The 25,038-nt window shown below is 57.3% G+C and carries 27 protein-coding genes and 3 pseudogenes; 13 read left to right on the forward strand and 17 right to left on the reverse strand.

Annotation, left to right across the window (positions count from 1 at the left end; all coding sequences use genetic code 11):
• Nucleotides 1-128: 128 nt before the first annotated feature.
• The 9 genes and pseudogenes from A4E19_15355 to A4E19_15395 all read right to left on the reverse strand — a co-directional run bounded on the left by A4E19_15355 (nt 129) and on the right by A4E19_15395 (nt 8,909).
• Nucleotides 129-437, reverse strand: a complete 309-nt coding sequence (locus A4E19_15355; GenBank protein ID OQW36057.1) for a hypothetical protein — start codon at nt 435-437, stop codon at nt 129-131.
• Between the two features lie 121 nt (nt 438-558).
• Nucleotides 559-1,023, reverse strand: a complete 465-nt coding sequence (locus tag A4E19_15360) for a hypothetical protein (GenBank protein OQW36058.1) — start codon at nt 1,021-1,023, stop codon at nt 559-561.
• Between the two features lie 13 nt (nt 1,024-1,036).
• Entirely contained in the window at nt 1,037-2,194 is a 1,158-nt protein-coding gene (locus tag A4E19_15365; GenBank protein ID OQW36059.1) for a hypothetical protein, read from the reverse strand.
• A 237-nt stretch (nt 2,195-2,431) separates the two neighbouring features.
• A complete protein-coding gene (locus A4E19_15370; GenBank protein OQW36060.1) occupies nt 2,432-3,109 on the reverse strand; it encodes a 2-deoxyribose-5-phosphate aldolase in 678 nt (225 codons plus the stop codon).
• A 72-nt stretch (nt 3,110-3,181) separates the two neighbouring features.
• Nucleotides 3,182-4,195: pseudogene (locus A4E19_15375) on the reverse strand (aminodeoxychorismate lyase).
• Between the two features lie 88 nt (nt 4,196-4,283).
• Nucleotides 4,284-4,694 (reverse strand): annotated as a pseudogene (locus A4E19_15380) (crossover junction endodeoxyribonuclease RuvA).
• Nucleotides 4,695-4,698: 4 nt separating this feature from the next.
• Nucleotides 4,699-7,332, reverse strand: coding sequence for an alanine--tRNA ligase (locus A4E19_15385; GenBank protein OQW36061.1), 2,634 nt, complete (start codon nt 7,330-7,332; stop codon nt 4,699-4,701).
• Nucleotides 7,322-7,756: a hypothetical protein gene (locus A4E19_15390; protein OQW36062.1), complete on the reverse strand. Its 435-nt coding sequence runs from the start codon at nt 7,754-7,756 to the stop codon at nt 7,322-7,324. Before A4E19_15390 ends, A4E19_15385 begins: the two co-directional genes overlap by 11 nt.
• A 76-nt stretch (nt 7,757-7,832) precedes the next feature.
• On the reverse strand, nt 7,833-8,909 hold the full coding sequence (locus A4E19_15395; protein OQW36063.1) for a DNA recombination/repair protein RecA: 1,077 nt from the start codon (nt 8,907-8,909) through the stop codon (nt 7,833-7,835).
• 380 nt (nt 8,910-9,289) lie between these two features.
• On the opposite strand from A4E19_15395, the gene A4E19_15400 reads away from it, so the two are divergent.
• Complete coding sequence (locus A4E19_15400; protein OQW36064.1) at nt 9,290-10,267, forward strand: hypothetical protein; 978 nt, start codon at nt 9,290-9,292, stop codon at nt 10,265-10,267.
• 189 nt (nt 10,268-10,456) lie between these two features.
• Nucleotides 10,457-10,927, forward strand: a pseudogene (locus A4E19_15405) (hypothetical protein).
• Nucleotides 10,928-11,070: 143 nt separating this feature from the next.
• Here A4E19_15405 and A4E19_15410 read toward each other — a convergent pair.
• Nucleotides 11,071-11,313 (reverse strand): hypothetical protein, encoded by a 243-nt coding sequence (locus tag A4E19_15410; GenBank protein ID OQW36065.1) that lies wholly within the window; start codon nt 11,311-11,313, stop codon nt 11,071-11,073.
• On the opposite strand from A4E19_15410, the gene A4E19_15415 reads away from it, so the two are divergent.
• The 3 genes from A4E19_15415 to A4E19_15425 all read left to right on the forward strand — a co-directional run bounded on the left by A4E19_15415 (nt 11,312) and on the right by A4E19_15425 (nt 13,512).
• Nucleotides 11,312-11,581 (forward strand): hypothetical protein, encoded by a 270-nt coding sequence (locus tag A4E19_15415; protein ID OQW36066.1) that lies wholly within the window; start codon nt 11,312-11,314, stop codon nt 11,579-11,581. The two genes, A4E19_15410 and A4E19_15415, sit on opposite strands and share 2 nt — an antisense overlap.
• A gap of 102 nt (nt 11,582-11,683) precedes the next feature.
• Nucleotides 11,684-12,910, forward strand: coding sequence for a hypothetical protein (locus A4E19_15420; protein ID OQW36067.1), 1,227 nt, complete (start codon nt 11,684-11,686; stop codon nt 12,908-12,910).
• 152 nt (nt 12,911-13,062) lie between these two features.
• Entirely contained in the window at nt 13,063-13,512 is a 450-nt protein-coding gene (locus A4E19_15425; GenBank protein ID OQW36068.1) for a hypothetical protein, read from the forward strand.
• Nucleotides 13,513-13,549: 37 nt separating this feature from the next.
• Here A4E19_15425 and A4E19_15430 read toward each other — a convergent pair whose 3' ends face one another.
• On the reverse strand, nt 13,550-13,738 hold the full coding sequence (locus A4E19_15430; protein OQW36069.1) for a hypothetical protein: 189 nt from the start codon (nt 13,736-13,738) through the stop codon (nt 13,550-13,552).
• Between the two features lie 335 nt (nt 13,739-14,073).
• Here A4E19_15430 and A4E19_15435 point away from each other — a divergent pair, with 335 nt between their 5' ends.
• The gene (locus tag A4E19_15435; protein ID OQW36070.1) at nt 14,074-15,432 is read left to right on the forward strand and encodes a hypothetical protein; all 1,359 of its coding nucleotides are present in this window, start codon (nt 14,074-14,076) and stop codon (nt 15,430-15,432) included.
• Between the two features lie 31 nt (nt 15,433-15,463).
• Nucleotides 15,464-16,210 (forward strand): hypothetical protein, encoded by a 747-nt coding sequence (locus A4E19_15440; protein ID OQW36071.1) that lies wholly within the window; start codon nt 15,464-15,466, stop codon nt 16,208-16,210.
• 178 nt (nt 16,211-16,388) lie between these two features.
• Here the strand turns inward: A4E19_15440 and A4E19_15445 are convergent, their stop codons facing one another.
• Genes A4E19_15445 through A4E19_15455 form a run of 3 tightly spaced genes read right to left on the reverse strand, consistent with a single transcriptional unit; the run spans nt 16,389 to nt 18,841 of the window.
• Nucleotides 16,389-16,976: a hypothetical protein gene (locus A4E19_15445; protein OQW36072.1), complete on the reverse strand. Its 588-nt coding sequence runs from the start codon at nt 16,974-16,976 to the stop codon at nt 16,389-16,391.
• Nucleotides 16,973-18,241 (reverse strand): hypothetical protein, encoded by a 1,269-nt coding sequence (locus tag A4E19_15450; GenBank protein OQW36073.1) that lies wholly within the window; start codon nt 18,239-18,241, stop codon nt 16,973-16,975. The genes A4E19_15445 and A4E19_15450 overlap by 4 nt, the downstream gene beginning before the upstream one ends.
• 27 nt (nt 18,242-18,268) lie before the next feature.
• Nucleotides 18,269-18,841 carry a hypothetical protein gene (locus A4E19_15455; GenBank protein OQW36074.1) on the reverse strand — a complete coding sequence of 191 codons (573 nt, stop codon included), beginning with the start codon at nt 18,839-18,841 and terminating at the stop codon, nt 18,269-18,271.
• 163 nt (nt 18,842-19,004) lie between these two features.
• Between A4E19_15455 and A4E19_15460 the strand changes: the two genes are divergently transcribed.
• On the forward strand, nt 19,005-19,727 hold the full coding sequence (locus tag A4E19_15460; GenBank protein ID OQW36075.1) for a chlorite dismutase: 723 nt from the start codon (nt 19,005-19,007) through the stop codon (nt 19,725-19,727).
• 69 nt (nt 19,728-19,796) lie between these two features.
• Nucleotides 19,797-20,438 (forward strand): hypothetical protein, encoded by a 642-nt coding sequence (locus A4E19_15465; protein ID OQW36076.1) that lies wholly within the window; start codon nt 19,797-19,799, stop codon nt 20,436-20,438.
• Between the two features lie 82 nt (nt 20,439-20,520).
• Here A4E19_15465 and A4E19_15470 read toward each other — a convergent pair whose 3' ends face one another.
• Nucleotides 20,521-20,850 (reverse strand): hypothetical protein, encoded by a 330-nt coding sequence (locus tag A4E19_15470; GenBank protein OQW36077.1) that lies wholly within the window; start codon nt 20,848-20,850, stop codon nt 20,521-20,523.
• Between A4E19_15470 and A4E19_15475 the strand changes: the two genes are divergently transcribed.
• The 3 genes from A4E19_15475 (at nt 20,849) to A4E19_15485 (ending at nt 23,005) form a co-directional block, all read left to right on the forward strand.
• A complete protein-coding gene (locus A4E19_15475) occupies nt 20,849-22,033 on the forward strand; it encodes a hypothetical protein (GenBank protein ID OQW36078.1) in 1,185 nt (394 codons plus the stop codon). The two genes, A4E19_15470 and A4E19_15475, sit on opposite strands and share 2 nt — an antisense overlap.
• Nucleotides 22,034-22,089: 56 nt before the next feature.
• Nucleotides 22,090-22,533: a hypothetical protein gene (locus tag A4E19_15480; GenBank protein OQW36079.1), complete on the forward strand. Its 444-nt coding sequence runs from the start codon at nt 22,090-22,092 to the stop codon at nt 22,531-22,533.
• Nucleotides 22,534-22,615: 82 nt separating this feature from the next.
• Nucleotides 22,616-23,005, forward strand: coding sequence for a hypothetical protein (locus A4E19_15485; GenBank protein OQW36080.1), 390 nt, complete (start codon nt 22,616-22,618; stop codon nt 23,003-23,005).
• 88 nt (nt 23,006-23,093) lie between these two features.
• On the opposite strand, the gene A4E19_15490 is transcribed toward A4E19_15485, so the two are convergent.
• The gene (locus A4E19_15490) at nt 23,094-23,315 is read right to left on the reverse strand and encodes a hypothetical protein (protein ID OQW36081.1); all 222 of its coding nucleotides are present in this window, start codon (nt 23,313-23,315) and stop codon (nt 23,094-23,096) included.
• On the opposite strand from A4E19_15490, the gene A4E19_15495 reads away from it, so the two are divergent.
• On the forward strand, nt 23,316-23,987 hold the full coding sequence (locus A4E19_15495) for a hypothetical protein (protein ID OQW36082.1): 672 nt from the start codon (nt 23,316-23,318) through the stop codon (nt 23,985-23,987). It begins immediately after the preceding gene.
• On the opposite strand, the gene A4E19_15500 is transcribed toward A4E19_15495, so the two are convergent.
• Nucleotides 23,981-24,844 carry a short-chain dehydrogenase/reductase gene (locus tag A4E19_15500; protein ID OQW36083.1) on the reverse strand — a complete coding sequence of 288 codons (864 nt, stop codon included), beginning with the start codon at nt 24,842-24,844 and terminating at the stop codon, nt 23,981-23,983. The genes A4E19_15495 and A4E19_15500 overlap by 7 nt on opposite strands.
• Nucleotides 24,845-25,038: the final 194 nt, after the last annotated feature.

Here is a 25,038-nt window from a genome sequence, read left to right on the forward strand (position 1 = left end):
TTCGTGTAAACATGAATTAATCAGACGTTCCCTAGATGGATCCATTCGATGATGACGACCATCCCGACCATCAGAGGCACCACGCGCTGCCGCATGGAGCCACCCCGCCGTGGCGGCCGTCGCTGCTCTCATCGAGCCTGACCGGGCTCAAGGCAGAACAGAGCCACACTCAGCAGCACGAAGGATAAACCGGTATGCAGTGCCATCAAGGTGTACGAGGGGAAGACATAGAGCGCCTGCGTATGGAAGAGATATCCCAGTAAGGCCGGTGCACCGATGAAGAGCAGCACCGCGGCAAGGCTTTGCAAAAGATATGATCGACCACCTTTCTTTATCGACGATGTGACCGCTCCCCCTAACGAGACAAAGCAAAGGGCTACAGCCGGCGACATCCATCCGGCATGAGTTTCGGAAATAGCGACCTTGGTCTCTCGCACGGAAAACTATCCTTCAAGTCGATGAGACGTAGCGAAGAGATGGGGCGGCTTACTGCGTCCCGCAATGTAGGTAATTCTCCGGGAGATCGGAACTAGGGTCCTCCCTAGGGGGAACGCGTGACTAGGAGGGGAACAGTTCCACGATCAATTCAATTTCGACGGGAGCCTGGCGCGGCAACTCGGCGGCGCCGACCGCGACTCGGGCATGACGGCCAGCCTCTCCGAACAGCGACACGAGGAGATCGGAGGCGCCATTGAGCACGTGCGGTTGATCGGTGAAGCCGGGAGCGGAAGCGATATGGCCGACCATCTTGACGATCTGTTTGACTCGATCCAGCGATCCGGCTTCGCTCCGTATGATGCTGAGCCCGTTCATGACAGCCACTCGCGCGGCTTCGACTCCCTGTTCGATCGTGAGATCCCCTCCGAGTTTGCCGATCATCACCAGTTGTCCATCGCGCGACGGCAACACCCCCGATAAAAACAAAAGGTTGCCGGCCCTGACAACGGGCACATAGTTCGCCACCGGCTTCGGTGGATTCGGCAATTCAAGGGCCAATCGTTTGAGTCGCTGCTCGTACGACATGGTTCGTCCGGTTCTATCCCGGTCTAAGCGCGTCCAAGAAACTCTCACCGAGCGGTAACCGCTCGGCGCCGAGTGCTTCGGCAATCGTCTGTCCCACATCCGAGGCCGTCGCCCGAGCCCCTAAATCGACCCCCTGGGCCAGTTTCGGGCCGGTCGCGAAGATCGGGACATATTCTCGCGTGGAGGTTCTGTTGGATAGAGAGAAATCCCTTCCATGATCACCTGTCACGATCACCATATCCCCAAGACGTAGTTTTTCGAACAGATCCGACAGACGGCGATCAAATTCCTGTAGGGCGGTGGCCGACCGGGCGGCATCTTCAGACAACAGGTCCAGGCTGGCACAGATGAGCCCACGAGGTACCTTATTCAACATACCGATGACTTCTTCACAAGCCGCCATTCCCGATGCAACCGGAAAGAATTTCGTCAACCCACGCCCGCTGAAGAGGTCGTAGACCTTGCCGACCCCCATCGCAATTTGGCCGGATCGACTGAGGACATCGAACACCGTCACGCCCGGCGGCTCGCTCACAAAGTCCCTTCGGCCCCCCTGAGGCTGAAGCAAGTCGTGACCGCCCGTGACCGGCTGTCCGACGACACGAATGAGAACGCCCGCATCCTTCACCGCTTTCCTGATCTCACGACAACGTTGTAGGAAATCCGGAGGCCCCATGAGGGACTCATGCATGGCCAGAAAACATGTATTGCCCCCGTCCGTCCATAGAATAGGCGCTCCGGTGGCCATGTGTTCCATACTATGCCGGCGGAGCATCGGCTCCATGGTCGAGATGCCTCGACCGATCGACTTCCTGCCCAAGAGCTGTTCGACGATGTTCACGATCCTGGCCGGCACCCCGGAACCACAAACGGTCGGAGCGTCTTTCCGGACCACCCCTCCGAGTTCCCAGTAGCCGACGATGGAATCTTTACCAGCCGATGCGAAGCCTAGTCGTCCGAAGGAGCCGTTCGGCTGAACCATGGCTCGTACGCCTTTGATCGAGGCGACGTGCCCCAGCCCCAGCATCTCGAAATTCGGCAAATTCAATCCATCAACCGTGTCGGCCAGATGCACAAGGGTGTTTGCATCGGCATCGCCGTCATCTCCTCCATCCGGCAATGCGCCGACTCCAAAACCATCGATGACGAGAAGAATGATTCGTTTGATCATCGGCTCACTATACTCAATCGCTGTCGATCCGGCATAGGGACGTATGGAACCGATAGCCGGATCCAGGAGGACCTAGGCTTGAGACATTCTGAAGTCGTCCGCATGATCCGTGGATTGATACTGTGGCATACATTGTTTGATCGTCCCCTCACATGTTCTTGGGACATCTTCGGGGACACAAAAATAACCGGAGCATCCACCTGTCGGCAGAGAATCCGCCGCTCATCTTTCACGGTGCTATAGTTGTGTACGGATTGTCGCCCGCCATTCGTCGATGATTTTGAGGCTGGCACTGGTACCGATTCTGTCCGCTCCGGCTTTCAGCATCGCCAGCGCCGTGTTCCAATCGCGGATCCCACCGGACGCCTTCACCTTCGCCCGTCCCGCTACGGTCTCTTTCAGCAATCGAACATCGTCGACCGTGGCCCCCGCGGCTCCGAAGCCGGTGGACGTCTTCACATAATCAGCCCCGGCTTCGACGACCAACTGACAAGCCGTCTGTTTCTCCTGCTGCGTGAGATAACAGGTTTCCAGAATCACTTTATGCTCCACCCCTCCTGTAGACTTCACGACTTCAGCGATGTCCGTCCGTACATAGTCATGATCGCGCGACTTCAGTCGGCTGATGTTCAAGACCATGTCCAACACCGTCGCGCCGCGCTGCACCGCCTCCACCGCTTCGGCCACCTTGGTCCTGATACTGTGTCCTCCTAACGGGAACCCGATCGGAATGCCGACGTGAATGCCGGTGCCGGCCACCGCCGCCGCAGCCTCATCGACATAGCAGGGTGGAACAAAAATAACCGTGAAGCCGTGGTCCTTCGCTTCTTGGCACAGCCGCAACACATCCGCCTTCGTGGCATCCGGCCTCAAGACCGTATGGTCGATCAGAGCAGGGAGGTTCCATCCAACCATGCGTTACGATACTCCTTCTTGCTGATGCGTTGGGCTCCCATCGGGAAGTATCAGTGTCTGCGAACGATTGCCGCGCCGGAAGGGGCGCTTCTGGTACTTCTCTACGGCCTTGTTATGTTCGATGAGCGTCGCGGAGAATTGATGGGTGCCGTCGTTCTTCGAAACGAAGTACAGATTCGCGGAAGGCACGGGATACAAGGCGGCACGGATCGACTCCGCTCCGGGGTTTGCAATCGGCCCAGGCGGCAGACCGGCCCACCGGTACGTATTGTAGGGACTGGGGTGGGAGAGATCTTTCTTGTGGAGATTGCCGTCGAAATTCGGCAAGCCATAAATGACGGTCGGATCACTTTGCAGCGGGATCTTTTTCTTGAGCCGATTGTGGAAAACGGATGAGATGTGAGGCCGTTCGTCCCCCGAGCCGGTTTCCTTCTCGATCACCGAGGCCAATGTCAACACTTCGTGCACCGTCAAATTGATGTCTTTGGCACGGGCCTGCCATTCTTGCGTCATGACATGGCCGAGTTGTTCCACCATGGTCTTGATGACCTCCTTCGCCGCCGTCGGTCTGGCAAAACGGTACGTGTCGGGGTAGAGATACCCTTCCGCCGTCTCCGCATCAATCCCCAACGTGGTGATGAAGGCCTTGTCCATGGCCAGACGAAGAAAGTCGATGCGATTTGTGATGCGGTGTTCATCCAGTATATCGGCGATCTGCGTGATCGTATGCCCTTCGGGAATCGTAACGGCATGCAACACCACGCGTCCGGCCAACAACTTGGCAAGAATCTCCGCCGGCGCCATGGCGGCGTTGAACTCATACTCTCCGGGATGGATCTTGCGGTCGGCCTCCTGGGCCTTCCCGAGAAGCACAAAGGCCGACCGGCTCCGGATCAGCTGCTCCCGTTCGAGCAACGTCGCCGCCTGTTGAAACGTCGCGCCTTCCGGGATCACGACGATCTTCGGGGAAGGATGATCGGCTTCGGACAGGACGGGCGCTTCAGCCCACCGAATCATCTGATAACCGACCCCGCCGGCGAGCACGACGAGGGCGATCACGACGATGAGGATCAGACGCAGCGTCATAAGATAGGTCGGCGGAAGACCATGTCTCCCACTCTTCTCGCGTCTCCCCGGCCGATCGGTCTGCGGCGGATGGCGCGGAGGCCTGGTCGTGCGCCTCAAGGTAACTTCGCAGGAGAATCGCCGCGGCAATACGATCGACGATGCCTTTGCGTTTCTTCCGACTGACATCGGCGGCGATCAACAGGTCTTCCGCCGCTTTGGTCGTCATCCGTTCGTCCCATTGGACGACCGGCACGGACAAACCCGCTTCCAGTTTCAGGGTGAACTCGCGCATGGCGCGGACGGCTGGTCCTTCCCGTCCGTCCAGCTGGAGCGGCAATCCCAGCACCACCCGCTCCACCTGATGCGATCCGACCAACGCGGCAATGTGGGCGACATCCCAATCCAGCGTTCTCCGCTCAAACGTTTCGAGCGGCTGCGCCGTCCAGCCTAATTCGTCGCTCAGCGCGACGCCGATTCGCTTGGTGCCGTAATCGAGCGCGAGAATGCGGCCAGGCATGATTCTACCGCCCGAGGGTCGTTTCAACCAGGCCAAACACTTTTTCCAACGCGGCGTCGAGTTGGGACGGATCCTTCCCCCCGGCTTGGGCCATTTCCGGTCGGCCGCCTCCGGTTCCGCCCACCTCGGCGGCCATCGACTTGATGAGCTCACCGGCTTTCAGCTTACCGATCAAGTCTTTCGTCACCACGACCAACAATGAGACTTTCCCGTCGCCGGTCGCCGCCCCGAGCGCGATCACGCCGCTCTTCATCTTATCCCGAAGCTGGTCCGCCAGCGCCCGCATGCCGTTGACGTCCAGGCCGTCGACCCGCTGTGATCGCACCGTCACACCGGAAACCGTCCGCTCGGTGGAGGCCACCGAGGCGCCGCCTGCCATTTTCAATTTCAGCTCTTCCAGCTCCCGCTCTTTGTCCTTGAGCTGCGTCATCAGCTTGCGTGTCTTGGCGACCAGTTCCGACTGTCCGGCCTTCAACAGCTCCGACAGCTCACGGACATCGGCTTCCAGTTTTTTCATGAGTCCGTACGCACCGCTGCCGGTTTGAGCTTCGATCCGGCGCACGCCCGCTGCCACGCCCCCTTCCGAGACAATGCGGAACAGTCCGATGTCGCCGGTCTGTCGGCAATGGGTACCGCCGCACAGTTCTTTGCTGAACGATTCGACGCTCACGACACGCACCTGTTCGCCGTACTTGTCGCCGAAAAACGCCAGGGCGCCGTTCGCCACGGCGTCTTGAATGCTCATCACTTCGGTGCGGACGGCTTCGTTCTTGCGGATCTCTTCATTGACCGTCGATTCGATGTCGTCGATGTCACGGGACGACAGCGGTCGGAAATGGGCAAAGTCGAACCGCAGGCGGTTGGGCGCAACCAACGAGCCATACTGCTTCACATGCGGCCCCAGCAGATCGCGCAGAGCCGCATGGACAAGATGCGTTGCCGTATGGTTGCGCGCGGCGTCCCGGCGCGTGGAGGCATTCACCGCCATATGGAGCGATTCGCCTTCCCGGATACGTCCCTTGCGGACGATTCCCTTGTGCAAAACGACCGTCGGCGCGGCTCTCGTCGTTTCCTTGATCTCCACCACCCCTTCAGGGCCGGTCAAGGTCCCCTGATCTCCGACCTGGCCGCCACCTTCGGCATAGAAGGGCGTGACATCCATCGCCAACTCGACCGTCTCCCCTTCCACCGCTTCCTTCACCAGTTGTTCGCCTCGCAGAATCGCGCGCAACACGCCGTTGCTTTCCAAATGGTCGTAGCCGACGAACGTCGTGGCCCCGATCCGTTTCGCGAGCTCCGCGACGGCCGGCCTGGCCGTTTCCTGCTCGAATCCGCCGGTCTTGCGCGCGCGAGTCCGCTGCTCCTCGATCGCCGCGTCGAAACCCCGTTCGTCGACCGTCATACCCTGTTCCCGGCAGGCTTCGCAGATCAAGTCCATCGGGAAGCCGTAGGTGTCGTAGAGTTTGAAGACGTCCGCGCCCGCCAAGACCATTTGCCCCGCCGTTTTCGCCCGTTCGATCATCTCGTTCAAGATCGGCAAGCCCTGGTCGAGCGTCGCGATAAACCGTTCCTCTTCGCCTTTCGTGGCTTCGGCGATCGTGCCGGAGGCCGCGCCCACTTCCGAATAAGCGGCGGTCATCTGATCCACCACCGTGGCGCTGAGTTCATGCAAAAAAGGTTCGACGATCCCCAGCAGCCGGCCGTGGCGGGCCGCGCGGCGAAGAATCCGCCTTAACACATACCCGCGTCCTTCATTCGACGGCAGCACGCCATCCGCCATCAAAAATGTGATGGCGCGCAGATGGTCCGCAATCACGCGCATCGAACGGTCGGAGGAGTCCTTTTCGCCGTACTCCATGCCGGCCCGACGGGCGATCGCCGCAAGCAACGGCGTGAAGAGATCGCTGTCGTAGTTGCTGTAGACGCCCTGGGCCACCGCGGCCAGCCGCTCGAGTCCCATCCCCGTGTCGATGCTCGGTTTCGGCAGCGGGTGGAGCGTTCCGGAAGCGTCACGGTTGTACTGCATGAACACGAGGTTCCAGATCTCGATCACGCGGTCGCCCTCGCCGTTCGGCTGATCGTCGCCGGGCACGGAAGGCCCCTGATCGAAGTGAATTTCGGAGCAAGGACCGCAGGGACCGGTGTCCGCCATTTGCCAGAAGTTGTCCTTTTCGTCGCACCGGACGATGCGCGACGGCAAGACTCCGATTTTTTTCCACAACTGCTCTGCTTCGTCGTCTTCCCGGAAGATCGTCACCCACAACCGGTCTTTTTGCAGTCCGACCGTCTGTGTCAAAAACTCCCATCCGAACCGGATGGCGTCCTCCTTGAAATAATCGCCGAACGAAAAGTTGCCGAGCATCTCGAAGAACGTGTGATGCCGCCTGGTATACCCTACGTTTTCAAGATCGTTGTGTTTTCCGCCGGCGCGCAGACACTTTTGCACGGACGCGGCCCGCTTGTAAGGCCGGGATTCTTCGCCCAGAAAGACCCGCTTGAATTGGTTCATTCCGGCATTGGTAAAGAGCAGGGTCGGGTCCGCTTGAGGAATCAACGCGGAGCTCGGCACCGCCTGATGGCCGTGCTGTTCAAAATATCGGATAAAGGCCCGTCGCAGGTCCGCCGCGCTATTCTTCATAGACAGATTCCTCGCTGCTGCTCCTGAACTGTTCTATCATACGATCGATGGCCTCCTCACTGAAACCCCGCTGATGGAGGAGTCGCACCATTTGGGACGAGGTCAATCGGCGGCCATGGCGTTGAACCGCCTGAATCGCCCGATGAGCCAACGTCTCTTCATCGATCTCGCGGACGGCCTCGGCTGACATCCGAGCGGCCAAGGATTCGGAAATTCCTTTGGCCTGCAACTCAGCCTTCAGCCGTGCTGCTCCCATCGGCCGAGCCGTCAGCCGTTTGGCAACCCATCGCCGGGCATAGGCATGATCGTCGAGGTACCGGAGGTCGGACAATCGATGAATCGCTTGCGTGATCCGAAGAGACGAAACTCCCTTTGATCTGAGGAACTGTTCGACTTGGGCGATCGTCCGATCTCTGGTCGCCAAGAAGCGGATCGCGAGGTGAACCGGATCCGCCTGACGTTCGGATACCGTTTGCGAGCGAAGCTCTCTGCCGCTCCCGCTACCGATGCGCCCGCTTGTCTTCGCCGCGCCCGGCGGGCTTGTCTTCTTTTTCTTTGGCTTCAGCTTTTTTCTCACTCCGAGCCGGAACGCCGGCCGCCTCGCGAAGTTTCATTTCGATCTCGCGAGCCGTCGCGACATTGTTCTTCAGGAAGTCCCGGGCCGCGTCACGCCCTTGGCCGATCCGTTCCCCTTTATAGGAATACCAGGCCCCTGATTTTTCGATGATCTTCTTGTCAACGCCCATATCGACCAATTCGCCGGTCTTGGAGATTCCCTCGGCAAACATGATGTCGAACTCCGCCTGTCGAAACGGCGGAGCCATCTTGTTTTTCACGACCTTCACACGGACGCGACTGCCCATGACGTCCTGACCTTCCTTGATCGATTCGATGCGACGGATGTCCAACCGGACGGACGAATAGAACTTGAGGGCGTTCCCGCCGGTGGTGGTTTCGGGATTCCCGAACATCACGCCGAGCTTCATGCGAATCTGATTGATGAAGATCACCGTCGTCAGTGATTTTGAAATTGCCCCCGTGAGTTTTCTGAGCGCCTGCGACATGAGCCGCGCCTGAAGGCCCATATGGGAATCCCCCATTTCGCCTTCGATTTCCGCGCGCGGCGTCAAGGCTGCGACCGAATCGATGACGATCAAGTCGATGGCCCCGCTCCGCACCAAGGTTTCGGCGATCTCCAGAGCCTGTTCTCCTGTATCCGGTTGTGACACCAACAGATCATCGGCCTGCACGCCGAGTTTCTTGGCATAGGTCAGATCCAGCGCATGTTCGGCATCGATAAACGCGGCGACCCCGCCCGCCTTTTGAATTTCGGCGATGCAGTGCAGCGTCATCGTCGTTTTTCCGGACGCCTCCGGCCCAAAGATCTCGATCACCCGTCCGCGCGGAAGCCCACCGACTCCGAGCGCAATGTCGAGGCCCAACGAACCGGTGGAGATCGCCGGGACGTCGATCTTCTCCTCGGCCCCCAATTTCATGATCGCTCCCTTCCCATACTGCTTCTCTATCTGGGACAGGGCTAAATCGAGCGCGCGCTTCTTATCCTCTTTCTCTGACATACGGATCTCCTAACAAGATGAGAAGAATGTATCCGAGGGATTATACCGAAGCGGCCACGGGAAACCTAGTCTGAATCTGACGGAACGGCGGCTCCGGCTCCGCCCTCCATGACACCGTCCGGCCGAAGTAGCGGATCTGTACTGTAGGTGCAAAGAACGATCATCGGATGGTCACTTCAGCACCGGCAGCCGTCCGGCATAACCATTGTGACGTCTCGTCGAAACATTCGAATTCTGTCATCATTCCAACATCTGCCGCACCAGTGCGGACCTTGCATGGAATACCTCCATTCGGTAGGATGACACTAAGAAGACAGTAGTCGGTCACTGCGTGATCCCGCGCTAATCGAACGCTCCAGACAAACCGGGAAAGCCGCCACATGTCCCCTCCAGTAGACCAGGCTCTCCCCGACAATCCTCGATGGAAACCGCCGTTCTGGATATTGCTCGGATTCGGCGCTCTTCTTTTCCTCAGCCTCATCGCCCTGGCCAACGTCCTGGATATCGGTGAGCGCCTCAGCCGCCTCCATCATGCTCTGGAATTTGCGTTTTACGCACTTGTCCTCTGCGCCATCTATGGCCTGCTCATCAGACCGGTGCTCGCCGTGATCAGCATGAGCACGCATCCGCTTCAGCGCCTGCTCGTCTCTGACAGCGGCGTGACCCAGAAGGAATACAAGGCCGTGGCCAGACGTTTCCTCCAGAGCGGCGGGCTGTCGGTGGAGGCCGCGAAGAGATTGGAGGAGTCGGTGTGGTCCGGTGTTGGGTTGGAACAGGAGGTGAAAGCCGCGCTCGCGGAGAAACGCACGGGCGCAGGCCAGATCGTGAAAGACCATGCGCGGCTGGCCTTCCTCAGCACGGCCGTCATCCAAAACGGCAGCCTCGATGCGCTGATGCTGGCCTATGCCAATCTCAAGCTCGTGCGCGCCCTGGTCACTCACTTTGGTTTTCGACCGTCGTTTCCCGCTTTGCTGACGATGTATGGACAAATCCTCACCGCCGCCTTGATCGCCGAACGAGTCGAGGACATGCAACTGGAAGATGTGTTTCCACCCCTGAGCGCGTCGGTCGGCGGCGGCGTCATGTCCGCCATTCCCGGCATGCATCTGATCGTCCATGCGTTGTTGCAGGGGATGGGAAGCGCATTCTTGACGTTACGTACTGGCTATCTCACCGAAGAATATATTCTCCGCGGGGCACAGGCCTTTGATCGACGTCGGGAACGCCAATCGGCCAATCGCCGCGCGGCGAAAGAATTACTGGGTGTCGTCCTGGCCACTGCGGCACAACTCCCCGCCTCCATGCGCACGCTCCTGAAAGCCGTCAATCTGTTCCGCGAACCAGTCCATCAGGGATAATGGGGGACTGAAACTACGCTGATGATACTCATTAATAGAAGCACATCGTATTGCTCCCCTCTATAGAGATGGCACGCATGGCAATTCTGAGGCCGCATCTCGTTCAATGCCCCATGAGAAAAGCCGCAATGGACCGGAAGAGACCCGCCCAAGTAAAATACGGCCGTTACGCTCTGGAGAAAGGATCTGATGGACTTCATATCTCACGGCCTCTGGGGGTCGATTACCTTTGGTCGGAGGAACCGATCAAGTTTCGGATTAGCATTCGCCGTCGGCATGGCGCCCGATCTTTTTTCATTCGGAGTTTTGTACATCGCAGCCGCACTCGGCGTATCGCCGAAGCCCGACTTCAGTCACGGTACTCCTCCGGAATCGACGATTCCTCAATACGTCCATCAACTCTACAATTACACCCATAGTTTCGTCGTATTTCTTATCGCCTTCGTCCTAGTGTGGCTCTTCCTGAGACGACCCGTCTGGGAACTCGGAGCATGGGGTCTGCATGTCTTGACCGACGTGCCTTTGCATTCGTATGCCTTTTTTCCCACCCCGGTGCTATGGCCCATCTCCAACTGGAAATTCGACGGATGGCAATGGATGACACCTGGCATTCTCATTCCCAACTTCGTGCTTCTGTCGCTGCTCTACACCTGGTACATCCGGCATCTCTACTTGGCCAGCAAAAAAGAGAAGAAGCGACGGGAAGCCGTTTTCCATCGGTCTTCCGGCATTTGAAGCCTACCTGAGCCCGCACGCGCAATGCTCACCTCCTTACACACATCGCACGGCAATCACTGACCGGTTCATTTAAGCCGCTCAAGCGGGAACTCGATGGGCTGCGAAAATATCGCGTCCGCCGCTTTAGGATCGTCTATGCCGTTAACTGGAAGAAACACATCATTCGCCTGATGGCCGTGGGTCACCGTCAATCTGTGTACGAAGTGCTGACGGAGAGGATCAGCCGAAAGACCCGAGAATAGCGATTCGTGCCTTGACTCCCTCTGGCATTGCTTTTCCAAATGGATCAGGCTATACAAGCAGCCCATGACTGATGCTCAAGTTGAAGAAATCAAGCGACACTTTGGCGTCGTCGCAGAGGCCCTCCGAAGTGACATCCGCCAAATCGCTGAGGGCCATTCGGGCATTCGACATGAGTTGCAGGAGATGCGAGACGAATTCCGAGATGAATTCAAAGAAATGCGCGCCCTCATACGACTCTCATTCTCACAACTCGATCTACGAATCCGCACACTCGAAACGGACATCTCCATGCTCAAGGCCAGGATGGACCGTCTCGAAGCCCACCGCGCCTAACTCTTATTTATCTCCAGATATGGACTTTGGTTCTGAAATGAGCATTATCCAGATGCCGACTACCCGTATTGCTTACCACTCTTTTTAGGTTTGGAAACTGCCATGATCTCACGCTGGGTAACGCTCAGTCTGGTCTGCGCCCTGCTGCCGCTGCTTCTGGCCATGCGACCAGTGGATGAGAAACTCTTGATCGCCGCCAGAGATGGGAATCTCAACCAGGTCAAGGCCTTGGTCGAGGAGGGAGCGAACGTGCAAGCGGCCAATGAGCAGGGCACGACGTCACTCCATGCCGCGGCCTGGAATGGGCATCGCGACGTGGTCGCGTTTTTACTGCGCAAAGCGGCTCCGGTGAATCATACAACCAGCGTCGGGGCCACTCCGCTCTATATTGCGGCACAGAACGGTCATCCGGCGGTGGCCGCGCTCTTGGTGAATAATGGCGCAACGGTGGATCACGCCACCAACATCGGGGTGACGCCGCTGTTCATCGCCGCACAGAACGGCCATCGGGAGATCGTGGCGCTCTTGCTCCAACACAAAGCCGACCCGAATCGGGCGGCAGAAGACGGGGTCACGCCCCTGTTCATCGCCGCGCAGAAAGGACATCACGATGTGATCCAGCGGCTGCTTCAACAGGGAGCCGATGGGAATCTCGCCTTGGCAGACGGTTCGACGCCACTATTCGTCGCGGCCCAAAATGGTCATGTCGAAACCGTGTCGCTCCTCGTGGATAAGGGCGCGGCGGTGAACCAGGCCATGACGGACGGCGCGACGCCACTTCTTGTTGCGGCACAGAACGGACATCTCGCCATCGTGAGACTCTTGTTCGAACAGGGAGCGCTCGTAAATCAAGCCGTCCATAATGGTGTGACTCCGCTCCACGTGGCGGCGCAGAATGGTCACCGGGAAATCGTTACCTTCCTGCTGAACCAGAAGGCTGCCATCAATCAACGAGCACGGAACCATGCGACGCCGCTCTTTCTCGCCGTGCAGAATAATCACCGGGACGTCACGGCGCTCCTCTTGGAAAAAGGCGCCTTGGTGAACCAATCAACGCCTGATGGGGCTACCCCCCTCCACATCGCAACGGCAGCAGGCTATCGGGAGATGGCGACACTCCTTTTGAAAAAAGGAGCATCGATCAACGCGCAGACTACTGACGGAAAGACCCCCTTGCATCTGGCTGCCTATCATGGCAATCGGGAGATCGTGACGCTCCTACTCAAGCACGGAGGGAACAAACGCGCGAAAACGCAATCCGGCGAGCGCCCGATCGACCTCGCTCGGCAACAAGGCCACACTGCACTGCTTCCTCTTCTGAAACCGTAAGAGTCGGGTTTCCGTTCTTTTTTGCGAGTTGACACAACGGGAAAGGAGCCTGTGGAATGACGGCGGTCGAGCCGCGCTGGAAGCTAGCCCTCTGTACGCTCGCAGTTGGCCTCTTAGCTGGCTGTGCCACTACGCCGGAGGAGAAGTTAAGAATGGCCGCCGCAGAGGGGAATCGCCTCCGGGTCGAAACATTCCTCGAACAGGGAGTCCATGCTCAGGCGGCCGATGAACGCGGCGTAACGCCGCTCTTCATGGCGGCAAAACATGGACATCGCGACGTAGCGATTCTTCTGCTGCAACGAGGAGCATCGGTGAATCCCGCTAGGCAGGACGGTGTGACTCCGCTCTTCATCGCCGTCCAAGAGGGACGACGGGATGTGGCGGCTCTGCTTTTGGAAAAAGGAGCGGATGTGAACTCACCGGCGAAGATCGGCGGAGTCACGTTGTTGCACATCGGAGCCTACCGAGGCGATCAGGAGATCATCACACTCCTGCTTCAACATGGAGCGGACAAGAATGCTCGATTGTCATCCGGCGAGCGCCCGGTGGATTTGGCTCAACAACAAGGCCACACAGCGCTGATCCCTCTCCTCGAGCCGTGACATCCGTCTACATCTTAACGGCAAACCACCGACGCTCTTAAGCACGATGTCTTCTCGACAAAGCTTCTGTCGGACACCGTTCGCTGTTCATCAGCACGTTCGATTCCACCGCCAGCATGCCTCGACATGAATGCCGCGCGAACCGCTTATCGAATTTTGTAAAGGTGACTATCTTTCCTTTCCAATTCGGAACTTCATGAAGGAGAAGCCACCGTGATTGACCCATTAAGAATAGAGGGCACACCGGAATCATAAACGCTCGATCCGAAACAGACATGACGCCGGTTTCATGCGTATCCAGTCAGATACTGGGATGTATCTGAAGAGATAACACTGGTGCATATAGAGAGCGCCTCTCGATCTTCAGCCGCACACAGTTGCATCACCAAAGCACGAGACGGGGAAATCCCAATCCCCAATAACACATGGCATCGATCGTGCTCCATTGACATGCATCGGTTACGAATGCATTTCCGGATGAGAGCGTTAAGAATCATACCGCTATCAGAGAAGAGCGAAGGATCCAGAGGCCACCCTACTTAACTTAATAAGGAGGATCACATGGGACTCTTAGGCGAAGTCTTCGACAAAAAAACTGACCCGGAAAAACGACGGGAAGCGGAGGCGAAGGAGATCAAGAAAGAGGCACGCGAAGACCGCAAAGAGGCTCGGCAAGACGCGCGCGAAGAAAAGAAAGAAGCGCGACAAGACGCACGGGATGACAAAAAGGAAGCGCGACAGGACAAGCGCGATGACATGAAAGAGATCCGTCAGTCCAATCTAAACGGCGAAGAGAAACGCGAAGCAAAAGCAGACGTACGGGACGATAAACAGGAAGCGATCCGTGACGCCAAGGATGACAAGCGAGACAGCCTTGACCGCATTCAAGATACGAAAAAGGACATGATTGAGGACATTCGACTTCAGGAAAAGCACGCTCTTGCCACCGCCAGTGCGCCGGGACCGCGTAGGCTTGACATCAAGCTCGCTCAGGAATTGCTCAACCTGACATGGAACGTGGAGGTCGGGGGCACAATTGATGGCTTCTCCCTTCGTGGGGAAACAATAGGTGAAGCACGGGCAATCAGCGGCAAAAATTGGAAGAGCGACACCGAGTGTTTCGTGGCCCGCAGCAATGGCAATGATGTGATCGTGGCCTTTCGTGGGTCCGAATCTCCTTTCACTCCATCAGGTGGTTTCAGGGATTGGGCACTCACCAACTTTCGATCGGAGCGTATTGCCTACCCGCCGGCACCCAAATCCTGGCCGGATCAACGGTGGGTGCATGCGGGGTTTTGGCAAGCGTATCAGATCATTCGTAACGTCTTGATGGCGGAAGTCACTCGCCAGGCGACGCAGATGACACCAGCAAGACGCATTTTTGTCACAGGCTACTCGCTGGGAGGCGCACTGGCAGTACTGGCCGCCTTGGATATCGCCGAAGGCATGGCCGCTATCGACAGGGCCAACGGCAACGGAACGATCCCGGTAGAACTCTTTACCTTTGCGGCGCCGCGAGTGGGAGATGCCAATCTGAACAATCTTCTCGCCGAACGGGTCAATAAATCGACGCTCATCGCATTCGGCGGCGATCCAGTCGTCCACCTGCCGCCGCTGGGTCCTAATTTCCCGATAACCTTCGAACACCCCATTGGCTTGGACTTGGCCGGGATCCATATCGGACTAGGAACACCTATCATACCCCAGGCCGGCCAGCAGTATCGGACTGCCGACACGCTGTTCTACATCGATAAGGATGGGATCGTGAGCAACAGCTATCCCATGGCGCAAGTTGCGCTTAACTTCCGCGATCATTTCCCGCCTGATCGTTACCAAGAAGCCTTGCTCAAGGTAGAGAACGCTCAAAGCCTGAATTTTGGACCGACATCCACTCAAACCACTACCGCCAAAACGACGTGAGGGTGGTAAACGACAGAAAGGGATCATCATCATGGCACATCGTGACAATCTCAACCCCCATCATGCCGTCTATGGCAGTTTGGCGTTTTTGATGCTTGTGCTCGGCGCGCCGCAATCGCATGCCGAACGCTATGTCAACGACGTAAGGCTCACCGGCACGGCAGTCCCGTCCGAGCATATGTCCGGCTTCAAAGGAACGGCCTTTGAGTTAGGCATTCCCGACAGTGCAGCTCCGGATGAGTATGCGATCTTCGGCATCGCGTCGGAAGAACGGAAGGATCATCCCTGCTACGTCACAGTCAAAACGGAGAACGTCAACGATCCCAACCTCAAACTGGACTTGAAGAAAGAACTTTGCGACGGAAAGGAACGCAGCAAAGAGATCGTCGCGGCCTACACGGACTCATCCTATGGGAAACGTTCATTCGTCACCGGTGTACGAGTCTGCATGAACAACGACAATACCAGAGTCAAGGGCATTCAGATCCGTGGCGGGGCCATTAACGAGGAGGGGCGGCTCAGTAATTTGGAGCCGAACAATGAAGGCCAAAGTGTCGCCGGAATCCGGCGAGTTGCGCCTGAAGAACCTCGGGATGAGCGACCGAACTGCAACAACAACTGGAGACGTTGGGCGCTCTGTCCGGGCGACAACCACATCGCTACGGCAGTGGAGCTCCACTTCGAAGCCGGCAAGGAACCTCGCTCACTCACGGGAATCGCTCTGAAGTGTCGGCAAGTTTCCGCAGCCGGTTCCGGAACGGGTGCTGTACGGCCATAAGCAAGGAGGCTTTCCTTGAGGCTCGAAAGAAACCTCGTTCCACCACATCGCCCTACATTCACATGTTTCTTACTTCGCTGTTAGATCGTCACTTTTCACTGTAGGGCGATGGAACGAAGGGTCGGATTGATACGAACTTGATGGAGACGGCGAGACATTGGATAAATCATCTAACCTCCTATAGTTTCGTATAGACGGCTCCTCCTGGGAGCAATTCGCTCTTCATCAGCACGATCGACTCCACCGCCAGCAAGCCTAATGAAATGGGCCGGTCCATGACATCGCTCTTGGCCAAGGCTTGGCCGACATGGCGCTCTCCTGCCTTGACCCGTGCAAGCGTCAGGTGTGGACTCCATGGCCTGTCTTCTGGTGCGAAGCCGAATGGTTGGCAACAATCCTCCACGGCACGATGCAGTGCCACCAATCGCTTTGCATCATCACCATGTTCCCACTGCTCCGATGGACCGACCCACAGCACACGTGGTTGCTGAAGGCGAGGGAAGACACCGAGCCGCTCGACCGGCATCATGACCCGTTCAAAGCCGATCATTGCTCGTTCAAGTGCCTCACGAATGGGCCCAATGAGTTCCTCATCAGTGTCACCGAGAAACTTCATCGTCAAGTGAATGGACGACGGTTCTACCCACGTGATCCGGATGTCCTTTGAGGATCCGCCGTCGAGTCGTTGTCTCAAGTCTTGTTGAACCAGCCTGATCTGGTTGCGGAAGTCGTCGCCCAGTTCTACGGCAAGGAATGTCCGTATCATGCCTCCCCTCTTGCAATGAGCCATCGACGAAGCAGATCGAGAGCTGCTTGCGCCGCACGCTGACGAATGACGGATCGATCGCCGTGAAATCGAAACTCCTTTGTCATAACGGCACCACTACCTCCATCAAGCCCGATGTATACCAATCCGACGGGTTTAGTCTCGGTCGCCCCGCCCGGTCCAGCGATGCCCGTCACACTCAATGCCACCGACACGCCCGCACGGTCCCGCATCCCTTTGGCCATGGCTTCGGCCACTTCTCGACTGACCGCTCCATGTTGCTCGATCAAAGATGCCGGCACACCGAGCATATCCGTTTTGGATTGATTGCTGTAGCAGAGCACTCCTCGCTCAACATAGGATGAAGATCCAGGGACTTGTGTAAGCCGATAGCCGATGAGTCCGCCCGTGCACGATTCCGCCACCGCGACAGTCTGGTGCTGCTGTTGCAGCAATCGACCGACCACCTGTTCCAACGTGTCCTGTCCTTCGGCATAGATCCATTCGCGCAATCTCGTGCGAACCCCTTCCGCCAATGACAGAAGGACGGCTTCCTTGATCGATCGATGAGCCTTCGTCGTAAGCGACACCAGCACGCCAGTCGGTGAGGCCAGAAGCCCCAAGGCGACCGGCGTCCGTTTCGGGATCAATCCTTTTAGCTTGGCATCCACGTCGGACTCCGGGAGCCCCCACGTCTGGAAGACCAAGCGGGTAATGGGATGGGGCCGTCCCTGCTTCAATCGGCCGAGTTGATCAGCCAAGAACGGAATCACCGATTTCATCATCATGGCTTGCATCTCGCTCGGCACGCCAGGCAGGGCAACCACGATCGCGTTCCGCCAGGTCAGCGTGAATCCCGGCGCCGACCCGACCGGATTGTGCAGGACCATTGCCCCTGACGGAATCAAGGCTTGCCGCAATTGTCCCTGATTCGGGGTTCGTCCCCATTGAGCCAATCTGGCCCTCATACTCTCGAAGGCTTCCTTGCGGCGAGCCAGTCGGAAGCCAGTGACCGACGAGACGGCTTCTCTGGTGCAGTCGTCAACCGTAGGACCTAAGCCCCCGGTCATGATGATGATCCCCACCCGGCGGCAAGCCGTTTTCAGCGCCTCCGCAATATCCGACTGGTCGTCGCCAACGATGGTCTTGAATCTGACTTCGGCGCCGATCGCGGCCAAGGCATCCGCGATAAACAGCGAATTGCTATCGGACCGCCCTCCCACGAGCAGTTCGGAACCAATCGCGATGGTTTCCGCCGTGCACACGTGTGCTCCTGCTGTTCTTGCCATGAGCTACTCTATTTCTGCGAAGTTAAGCGAAAAGCGTACTTCTCCGCCACTCGCGGGAAACACGGTGATGGTCGTTTGCGCGTTCGGATCGAAGTCGCTATACCTGAAGGTGGCGACGACCTTGCCCATAAATTTTGGCGACCTCGGCCATGTCGAACTCCGACTAGCTTGGCCATCAACCCGCACCGTGGCAGGCTTGATGACCTTTCCCCCCTGGTCGAGCACGATATAACTGTTTACAGCGAATGAAGGGCTGTCCCCAAAGATCACCGTGCTCACAAGCATCGTGGGCGCCTCAATCACCTGTGCAATATCGGCCGCGCTGGGTTCAAGCCCTCGTAAGGCCATGTGGGTGGCCATGACCGATAATCCTCCCAGTTTCGTGATAAGAAACCCACTAGGATGCAACTCATCGCCATCTCCGAATCGAGTATAAAACGTCTCGGGAACTTGGTGCTGTGTCGCCGCTTCTTTCCCTCGATCGAGTGCCAGCCGGACTTCTGCCGGGGTGGGCTGCACCTCGATCGCGGCCGACGGACACACGAACCCCCAGGTTCCGATCACCACGATCCACACAGACCATGCAGGTAAACTCACAGGATTGCGAGTAACAGAACCCCTGGAGTCTGTCAATGATGGCCCTTCTACCTTGGTCTCCCGTTGACAAGGCTCAAGGGGAAATGCTAAACGAAGAAAAAAAGAGGAAGTGCTTCGTTTTAATCTACTAAAGGAGATTTGAATGTCGACCCCGGAAACTCCTGCTGCCACACCGACGCCTCGACGCCAGTACGTTAACTTTGTGTTTTATAAGGTGGATCCGGCCTGGCGGCGTCTACCGGAGGACGTGCGCACTCAGGGCAAACAAGAGTTCCTTCGGGCGGTGGAGGATTTCAACGGTCAAGTGCTGGTCGTCCCCTATTCCACCATCGGTATCCGGGGGGATTGCGACTTCATGCTGTGGCGTATCAGCTATGATCTGGACCTGTTTCAGGACATGGGCACCAAGATCCTCGCCTCAGGCCTTGGACAGTATCTCTCCACCCCCTATTCGTACTTGGCGCTGACCAAACGATCCGTCTATGTCGATCACCACTCGCACGCGGGACAGGAAGGCAAGCGTTTGACGGTGGTGCCAGGCAAGAGCAAGTACATCTTTGTGTATCCGTTTCTCAAGACGCGCGAGTGGTTCTTGCTGACGAAAGCGGCGCGTCAGGGCATGATGGACGAACACATCGAAGTCGGGCACCGGTTTCCATCCGTGAAGTTGAACACGACCTATTCGTTCGGTTTGGACGATCAGGAATGGGTCGTCGCGTTTGAAAGTGACAAGCCGGAGGACTTTCTGGACTTGGTCATGGCGCTGCGGGAGACGGAGGGATCGCGGTACACCCTGCGGGACACGCCGATCTTCACCTGCATCCGCCGCAGCTTGAAAGAAACCCTCGATACCCTCGGCGGCTAGATATCCGGATCAGCGTTCGAATGAGGGTCTTCGGTCGTCACGACCGAAGACCCTTTGTTTTTATCGGCAATGACCTCATCGGGTGATACCCGCGCCGCATTGCTTTCGATAGTCCTTCCGGGACTCGGCCAGCTCTCACAGGGGCGGATTGTTCACGCCCTTGCCGCTTGCCTTATCACCATATCTCTGTTCGCCCTCAACATGTGGCTCGGACGCATCACGGATCGAGCCGTTGAAGTATTGTCTTTCATGGTATCGACTCTCCCCTGCTGGGCTTTGCAGTGTTACGACGCGTACCTGGGAGAGAGTCCTGGTATTTCTCGTCGGCAGCGAACCTGGGAACTGGTCCGGCAGCGTGGCCACGATATCCGGTTCCTCGGTGTGCTGCTCTTCATCAGTGCGCTGAACGACGCATGGATCATCCTCAAAAACCTGGACTATGCCCTTCCTTTTTTCTGCACGAAGCCTGGCGGCATCCTGGGATTCATGGCGAAAGCTATTTCACCGGCCCTCCATTTGACGGTGGGGTACGGTTTTGTACGACTCCGTCGATGGGCATTGTTCCTCTACCTGGTGTACGCCGCGTACGGCTTTACGAACGGCATCGTGAATTTGACATGTTTTGGTCCCGGCCGTATCAGAAACACCCTGCTGGTAGCCATCGTTCTTTCCACAATGTACGTCCTTACGCGAAGACGGGTCCTCCAATAAGCCCATGGAAGCGGGGGAGGCTGCCGATCCAAGCACCGCGCGTTTCCCCCGCTTTGACAGTCTGACGAGGCCTGTGTTACCTCTACAATGTCATTTTGGAGTATCCATGGCTGATACCACCGCGCTTTATGCCCTGCGGTTTCCCGATGGATCGGTGAGTCTGTATATCGATGAGCTCTATGCCCAAGATCGAGGGATCGATCCTTCCCGACTTGTGCGGGTTGAGATCCCACGAGAAATGTTCGTCAGCGGCAGCGTACAGGATATCCGTGAGTATGTCGCGCGTCAGCTCGAACAACATCAACCACATGCCGGCAACGCATAGACGCATCGCGGAAAACACGGCACGATACTGACCAATGACTCCGTCCTTCAAAAGAACCCGGATGATCGATATCTGACCAGGCCCCATGGCACACACACCGGCCACATCGTCGCTGACGCCTGAGATGATCGAGAAGGTGATCGCCGGCCTGCCGATCCAAGGCCGCATCATCCTTCGACTCCTGCTGATTCAGTACGTGGACGTCACGCATGAGGAAATTCTCTATATGGTGGCGGACAGACCGGACCCTCGATGCGTGTCCGGCAAGAAACCTGTCACGACAATGACCCAGGAATCGATCACCGCGATGATCGATCGCCGGAATGAATACCGGCGGCGCGCGCGACTTCGCCGGGAACGAACATGGCTCCAGTGTGTCGCACTGAAAAAGCTGGCCGATACGGCGCACGCACTGGCCGCTCGAGCCGCCGTGCTGCTGACTGCTCGTGGAGTGTCCTCAGACACCATCAAACGGCTCACAGAACACGCCCGTTCCGCCGTTCCATCGACGACGTTGCGCCTCCTGGAGGAGAGCTGGGACAAAAATGAGATCTCCCCGGAAGAATACCAAAAGCATCGATTGGCCGTGGAGATGCAGACGCAACTTCGCTTTGCCGAACGGTTCAAGAAGCGCCTGGATTTGGCGCAGCGCGAGCAACACACGTCGAATCGTACGACCTTGGCCGATCATGAGATCGGCCATATCTGGGGGATTCCGGCCGGTACTTTGGCGGCCCGCAAGGTAAAATTCTTGGCACAGTATCTCACCGCTCTCCAAACCACATGCTCCGGGGCTTCGGCAAAACCAGGCGATCCTCTCTCACTTGACCTTTGGAACGAAACCATGGAGGTACTCGCTCGGACCCCCATCGAACGGTCGATCGCCACCTACGATGGTCTCGAACGGACGGAGTCGGCGTTGCTCGAAAAACTGGCGGCCTACGCCCTGATTCGAATACCGGAGGCGACGGAAACGAAATTTTGGAACGCGCTCGTCTATGGAGCCAGTTCCAACGCCATGCACAGTGAGGTGACACGGACATTGTTCGGCCTCCAACGGCTGGTCTCCATACAAAATGATGTGGACGCCGGCGACGAGGCGTTGGATGACGATCTCCTCAAACGGACGGCTCCCGTTTCAAAAGAGCCGGAGCCGCTCGCGGCCCAGAACGAGGCCGGCTCCCCCGAACTGACGGAGCTACAACAGCACATTCTCCATAACTTCATTGGAGAAGATATCAGTGGTGGCCGGGCCTCCGATAAATGGTAATCTTTCGTGGTTGCCAATCTCCGGTAGTTCGGTATAATTGCGCGGTGACGATGACCATGCGGCCTGCCACTCCACGAACATTTTTCTTCGGCGCGACGGTGTTCTTCCTGTTTCTCTTCCCCGCCAGTCAACTCCCATCTCAGCCGCTTGTTGGCTCCGCCGCGCCGGCTGCGGCGGGCGCCCTGATCGAGATCGCAGAGCTTCTGGCCCATCCTGAACTGTACGACCATCAAGATGTCGTCGTCACGGGAAAGGTCATGAACGTCCAATTGGCCACCAATCGTCAGGGACAGCCTGCCTATGGCTTCTTGCTGCAGGACCATGCCGGCACACTCAAAGTTGTGAGCCTTGGACAGCTGGCCGTTCACGAGGGCGATCAAGTAATCGTCGAGGGTGTCTTCAGTCGTCTCAGACAAGTCGGCCGTACGATCGTCTACAATGAGATCAAGGCCCTCTCCGTCACACCACTGACTCGCCTGAACCCGGATCTTGTCGGCTGATCACTCTCCTGCCTCACCATCTTCTTTACTCGCAGTTCGCGGAAGCGATTGCGTTTACACGTTCACGAATAACAATGGTTCCATGATGCTCCGGAATTCTCACGCGCTCACGTTGGGACTCGCCGGACTCCTATCGCTGGCAAGCTGCATGGCCCCGGCACACGTTGGGCAATACCCCAATCAGCAACACATGCTGGGCAAATCGAAATCGCAGATCCTTGCCTGTGCCGGGCCACCCGAAAAAGAAAGTTTGGAGGGCAAGAAAACATGGCTCCGATACTACCGTGAAGCACCGATCCTTGAAGAGTCTCGCCCGGTAAGCAAAGGCAGTTTTGCGACCATTCGCCACGGCTGCTGGGCCACCGTCGGCCTGATCGATGATCGAGTCGTCGATGTTCATTACCGCTTTGTCCCACCGACATTCGACGCCTCAAACGATTGCGAAGAGATCTTCGAAGCCTGTCTACCGTAACGAGCGGACATGAACGTGGGTGTTTAGCCGATTTGCTCCTACCCATTGGCGATGGTCCGATGCGATGAACCTTACCCACAGTCGGGCATTATTTATTCTGAGCCTTTCTTTTTCCAGTTTCATTATTTGGCCATGTGAAGCATTCGCTCTGGAGAAGTATGGCCGACCTCTCCCACAGCTGAAGGCAACCGAAAATGAGCGAAGGGCAGAGGAAAGCCTTTTCGCCGGTTATTTCCTCACCGGTGTCTTTGCATCCAACCCCACCTTTGCAGCGAGGCCGGATAATACCGGCCTCGTAGGTCTGCGCCACATGCTTCATTTGGAAACGGATCTCTATAGGCAATACCTGACGTTTTACACGGACCAGAACTTTTTCTCCGACCGCACCAACGGCTGGATCGAATTGAGTGAGTGGGACGGGACGTACGCTCTAACCGGTGTGCTCGGTCACTTCAACTGGCGCCTTCAATACGAACGTGACGCGCCGCTCGACCGTCGAGGTATTACGCAAGAGTATGCGGATGTTTTGGCGACGGCAAAATTTCAGGCAGTCCAGGATTTTCCTGGATGGCAGCGCCGTTTCCTCAACCAAAACTTGACGGCTTACGCCGGAGCCGGCTGGCTGTTCCATAACCACAATTACTTTGCACGGCCAGACAATACCGGCCGAGCCCTCTTTCGGTACGTCGCTCACGTCGATTTGGATCTCTACAAGAATAAATTGGTGCTGTACGGCGATATCAATCTGTTTACGGATCGCGACGCCGGCAATCAAGTTGCACCGACGGAATTGGATTGGATCATCGGGCTGGCCGCACGGTGGCGAAATATGGAACTGGCCGTCTATCACGAACAAGACCAGCCGTTGGATCGACCGGGACTGGTCCAGAAATACTTGGCAGTCCAACTCCGCTTCTCGTTCGATATTTCCAAGAGGGACCTCGGCATCGGAGTGATCAAACCGACGGCGGTTTCTCAGTGAGGGAGGTCGAGAATCTTCGTCAGGATCCTGTCTGAAAGACGATCCGGAAGAATCTTTACCATCAATGCACGCAGCTTGGCATCCTTGCCGACCAGATAGCGTGTTTTGGGGTAGGGTGACGTCAGCGCATCTGCGACCACTTTGGCCACCGCATCAGCCGAGATCGCCCGCTTCGAGGCTTCTCCGACCACCTTCCTCACGGCGTCCACGATAGGCTGATAGAGCGTGCGTAGGTCCGTCTCTATGGCTGCCTCTCGTCCGACAGCCTCGTCAGCGGACTTGGTCCAGATCGGCGTCGCAATGGCACCGGGCTCGATAATGGAGACCTGAATGCCCCATTGTTGGACTTCGAGACGCAACGCGTCCGTAATGGCTTCCAGTGCGAATTTGGATGCCGAATAGGGGCCCATCAGCGGCATCGTCGAAAGTCCTGCGATGGAACCCATATTCACGATACGACCACGCGCCTGCCGGATCAGTGGCAGAAACGCTTGGGTGACGGCCACTTGGCCGATGACATTCACTTCGAGTTGTCTTCGAAAATCGGTGATGGGAATCGCTTCGAGCGGCGCCGGCACCGCAATACCGGCATTATTCACTAATCCATACAGCCCATTCGTTCCGATTCGTTCTGAAACGATCGCGTGAGACCGTTGAATCGTCGCGCTGTCCGTGACATCGAGCATGATAGGTCTCAGCCGATCCGAGCTGATCCGTTGCAGCACCACGCCGTCATCCAGCTTCCGCACTCCGGCAAAAACCGTGAAGCCCAACCGATCGAGATGCAGCGCACAGGCCGCTCCAATGCCCGTGGACGCCCCCGTGATGACTACCGCACGATTGTCCCCGATCGACATCTCGCTCCTCCGGAATCCTTGAGGGACCATACCAGGTTTTGAGGAATCTCATCCAGGCATGGCGTCGCCCTTGCACCCGCACTCGGTGGACACGAGCCTCCGTCTTCGGCTATCATTTGGATCCTTCTCAGTGATGTTGTGGCGGTGTAGCTCAGTTGGCAGAGCAGCGGACTCATAAGCCGCGTCTCGCTTCT

It is taken from the genome of Nitrospira sp. SG-bin1 (assembly GCA_002083365.1).
Lineage (GTDB): Bacteria > Nitrospirota > Nitrospiria > Nitrospirales > Nitrospiraceae > Nitrospira_D.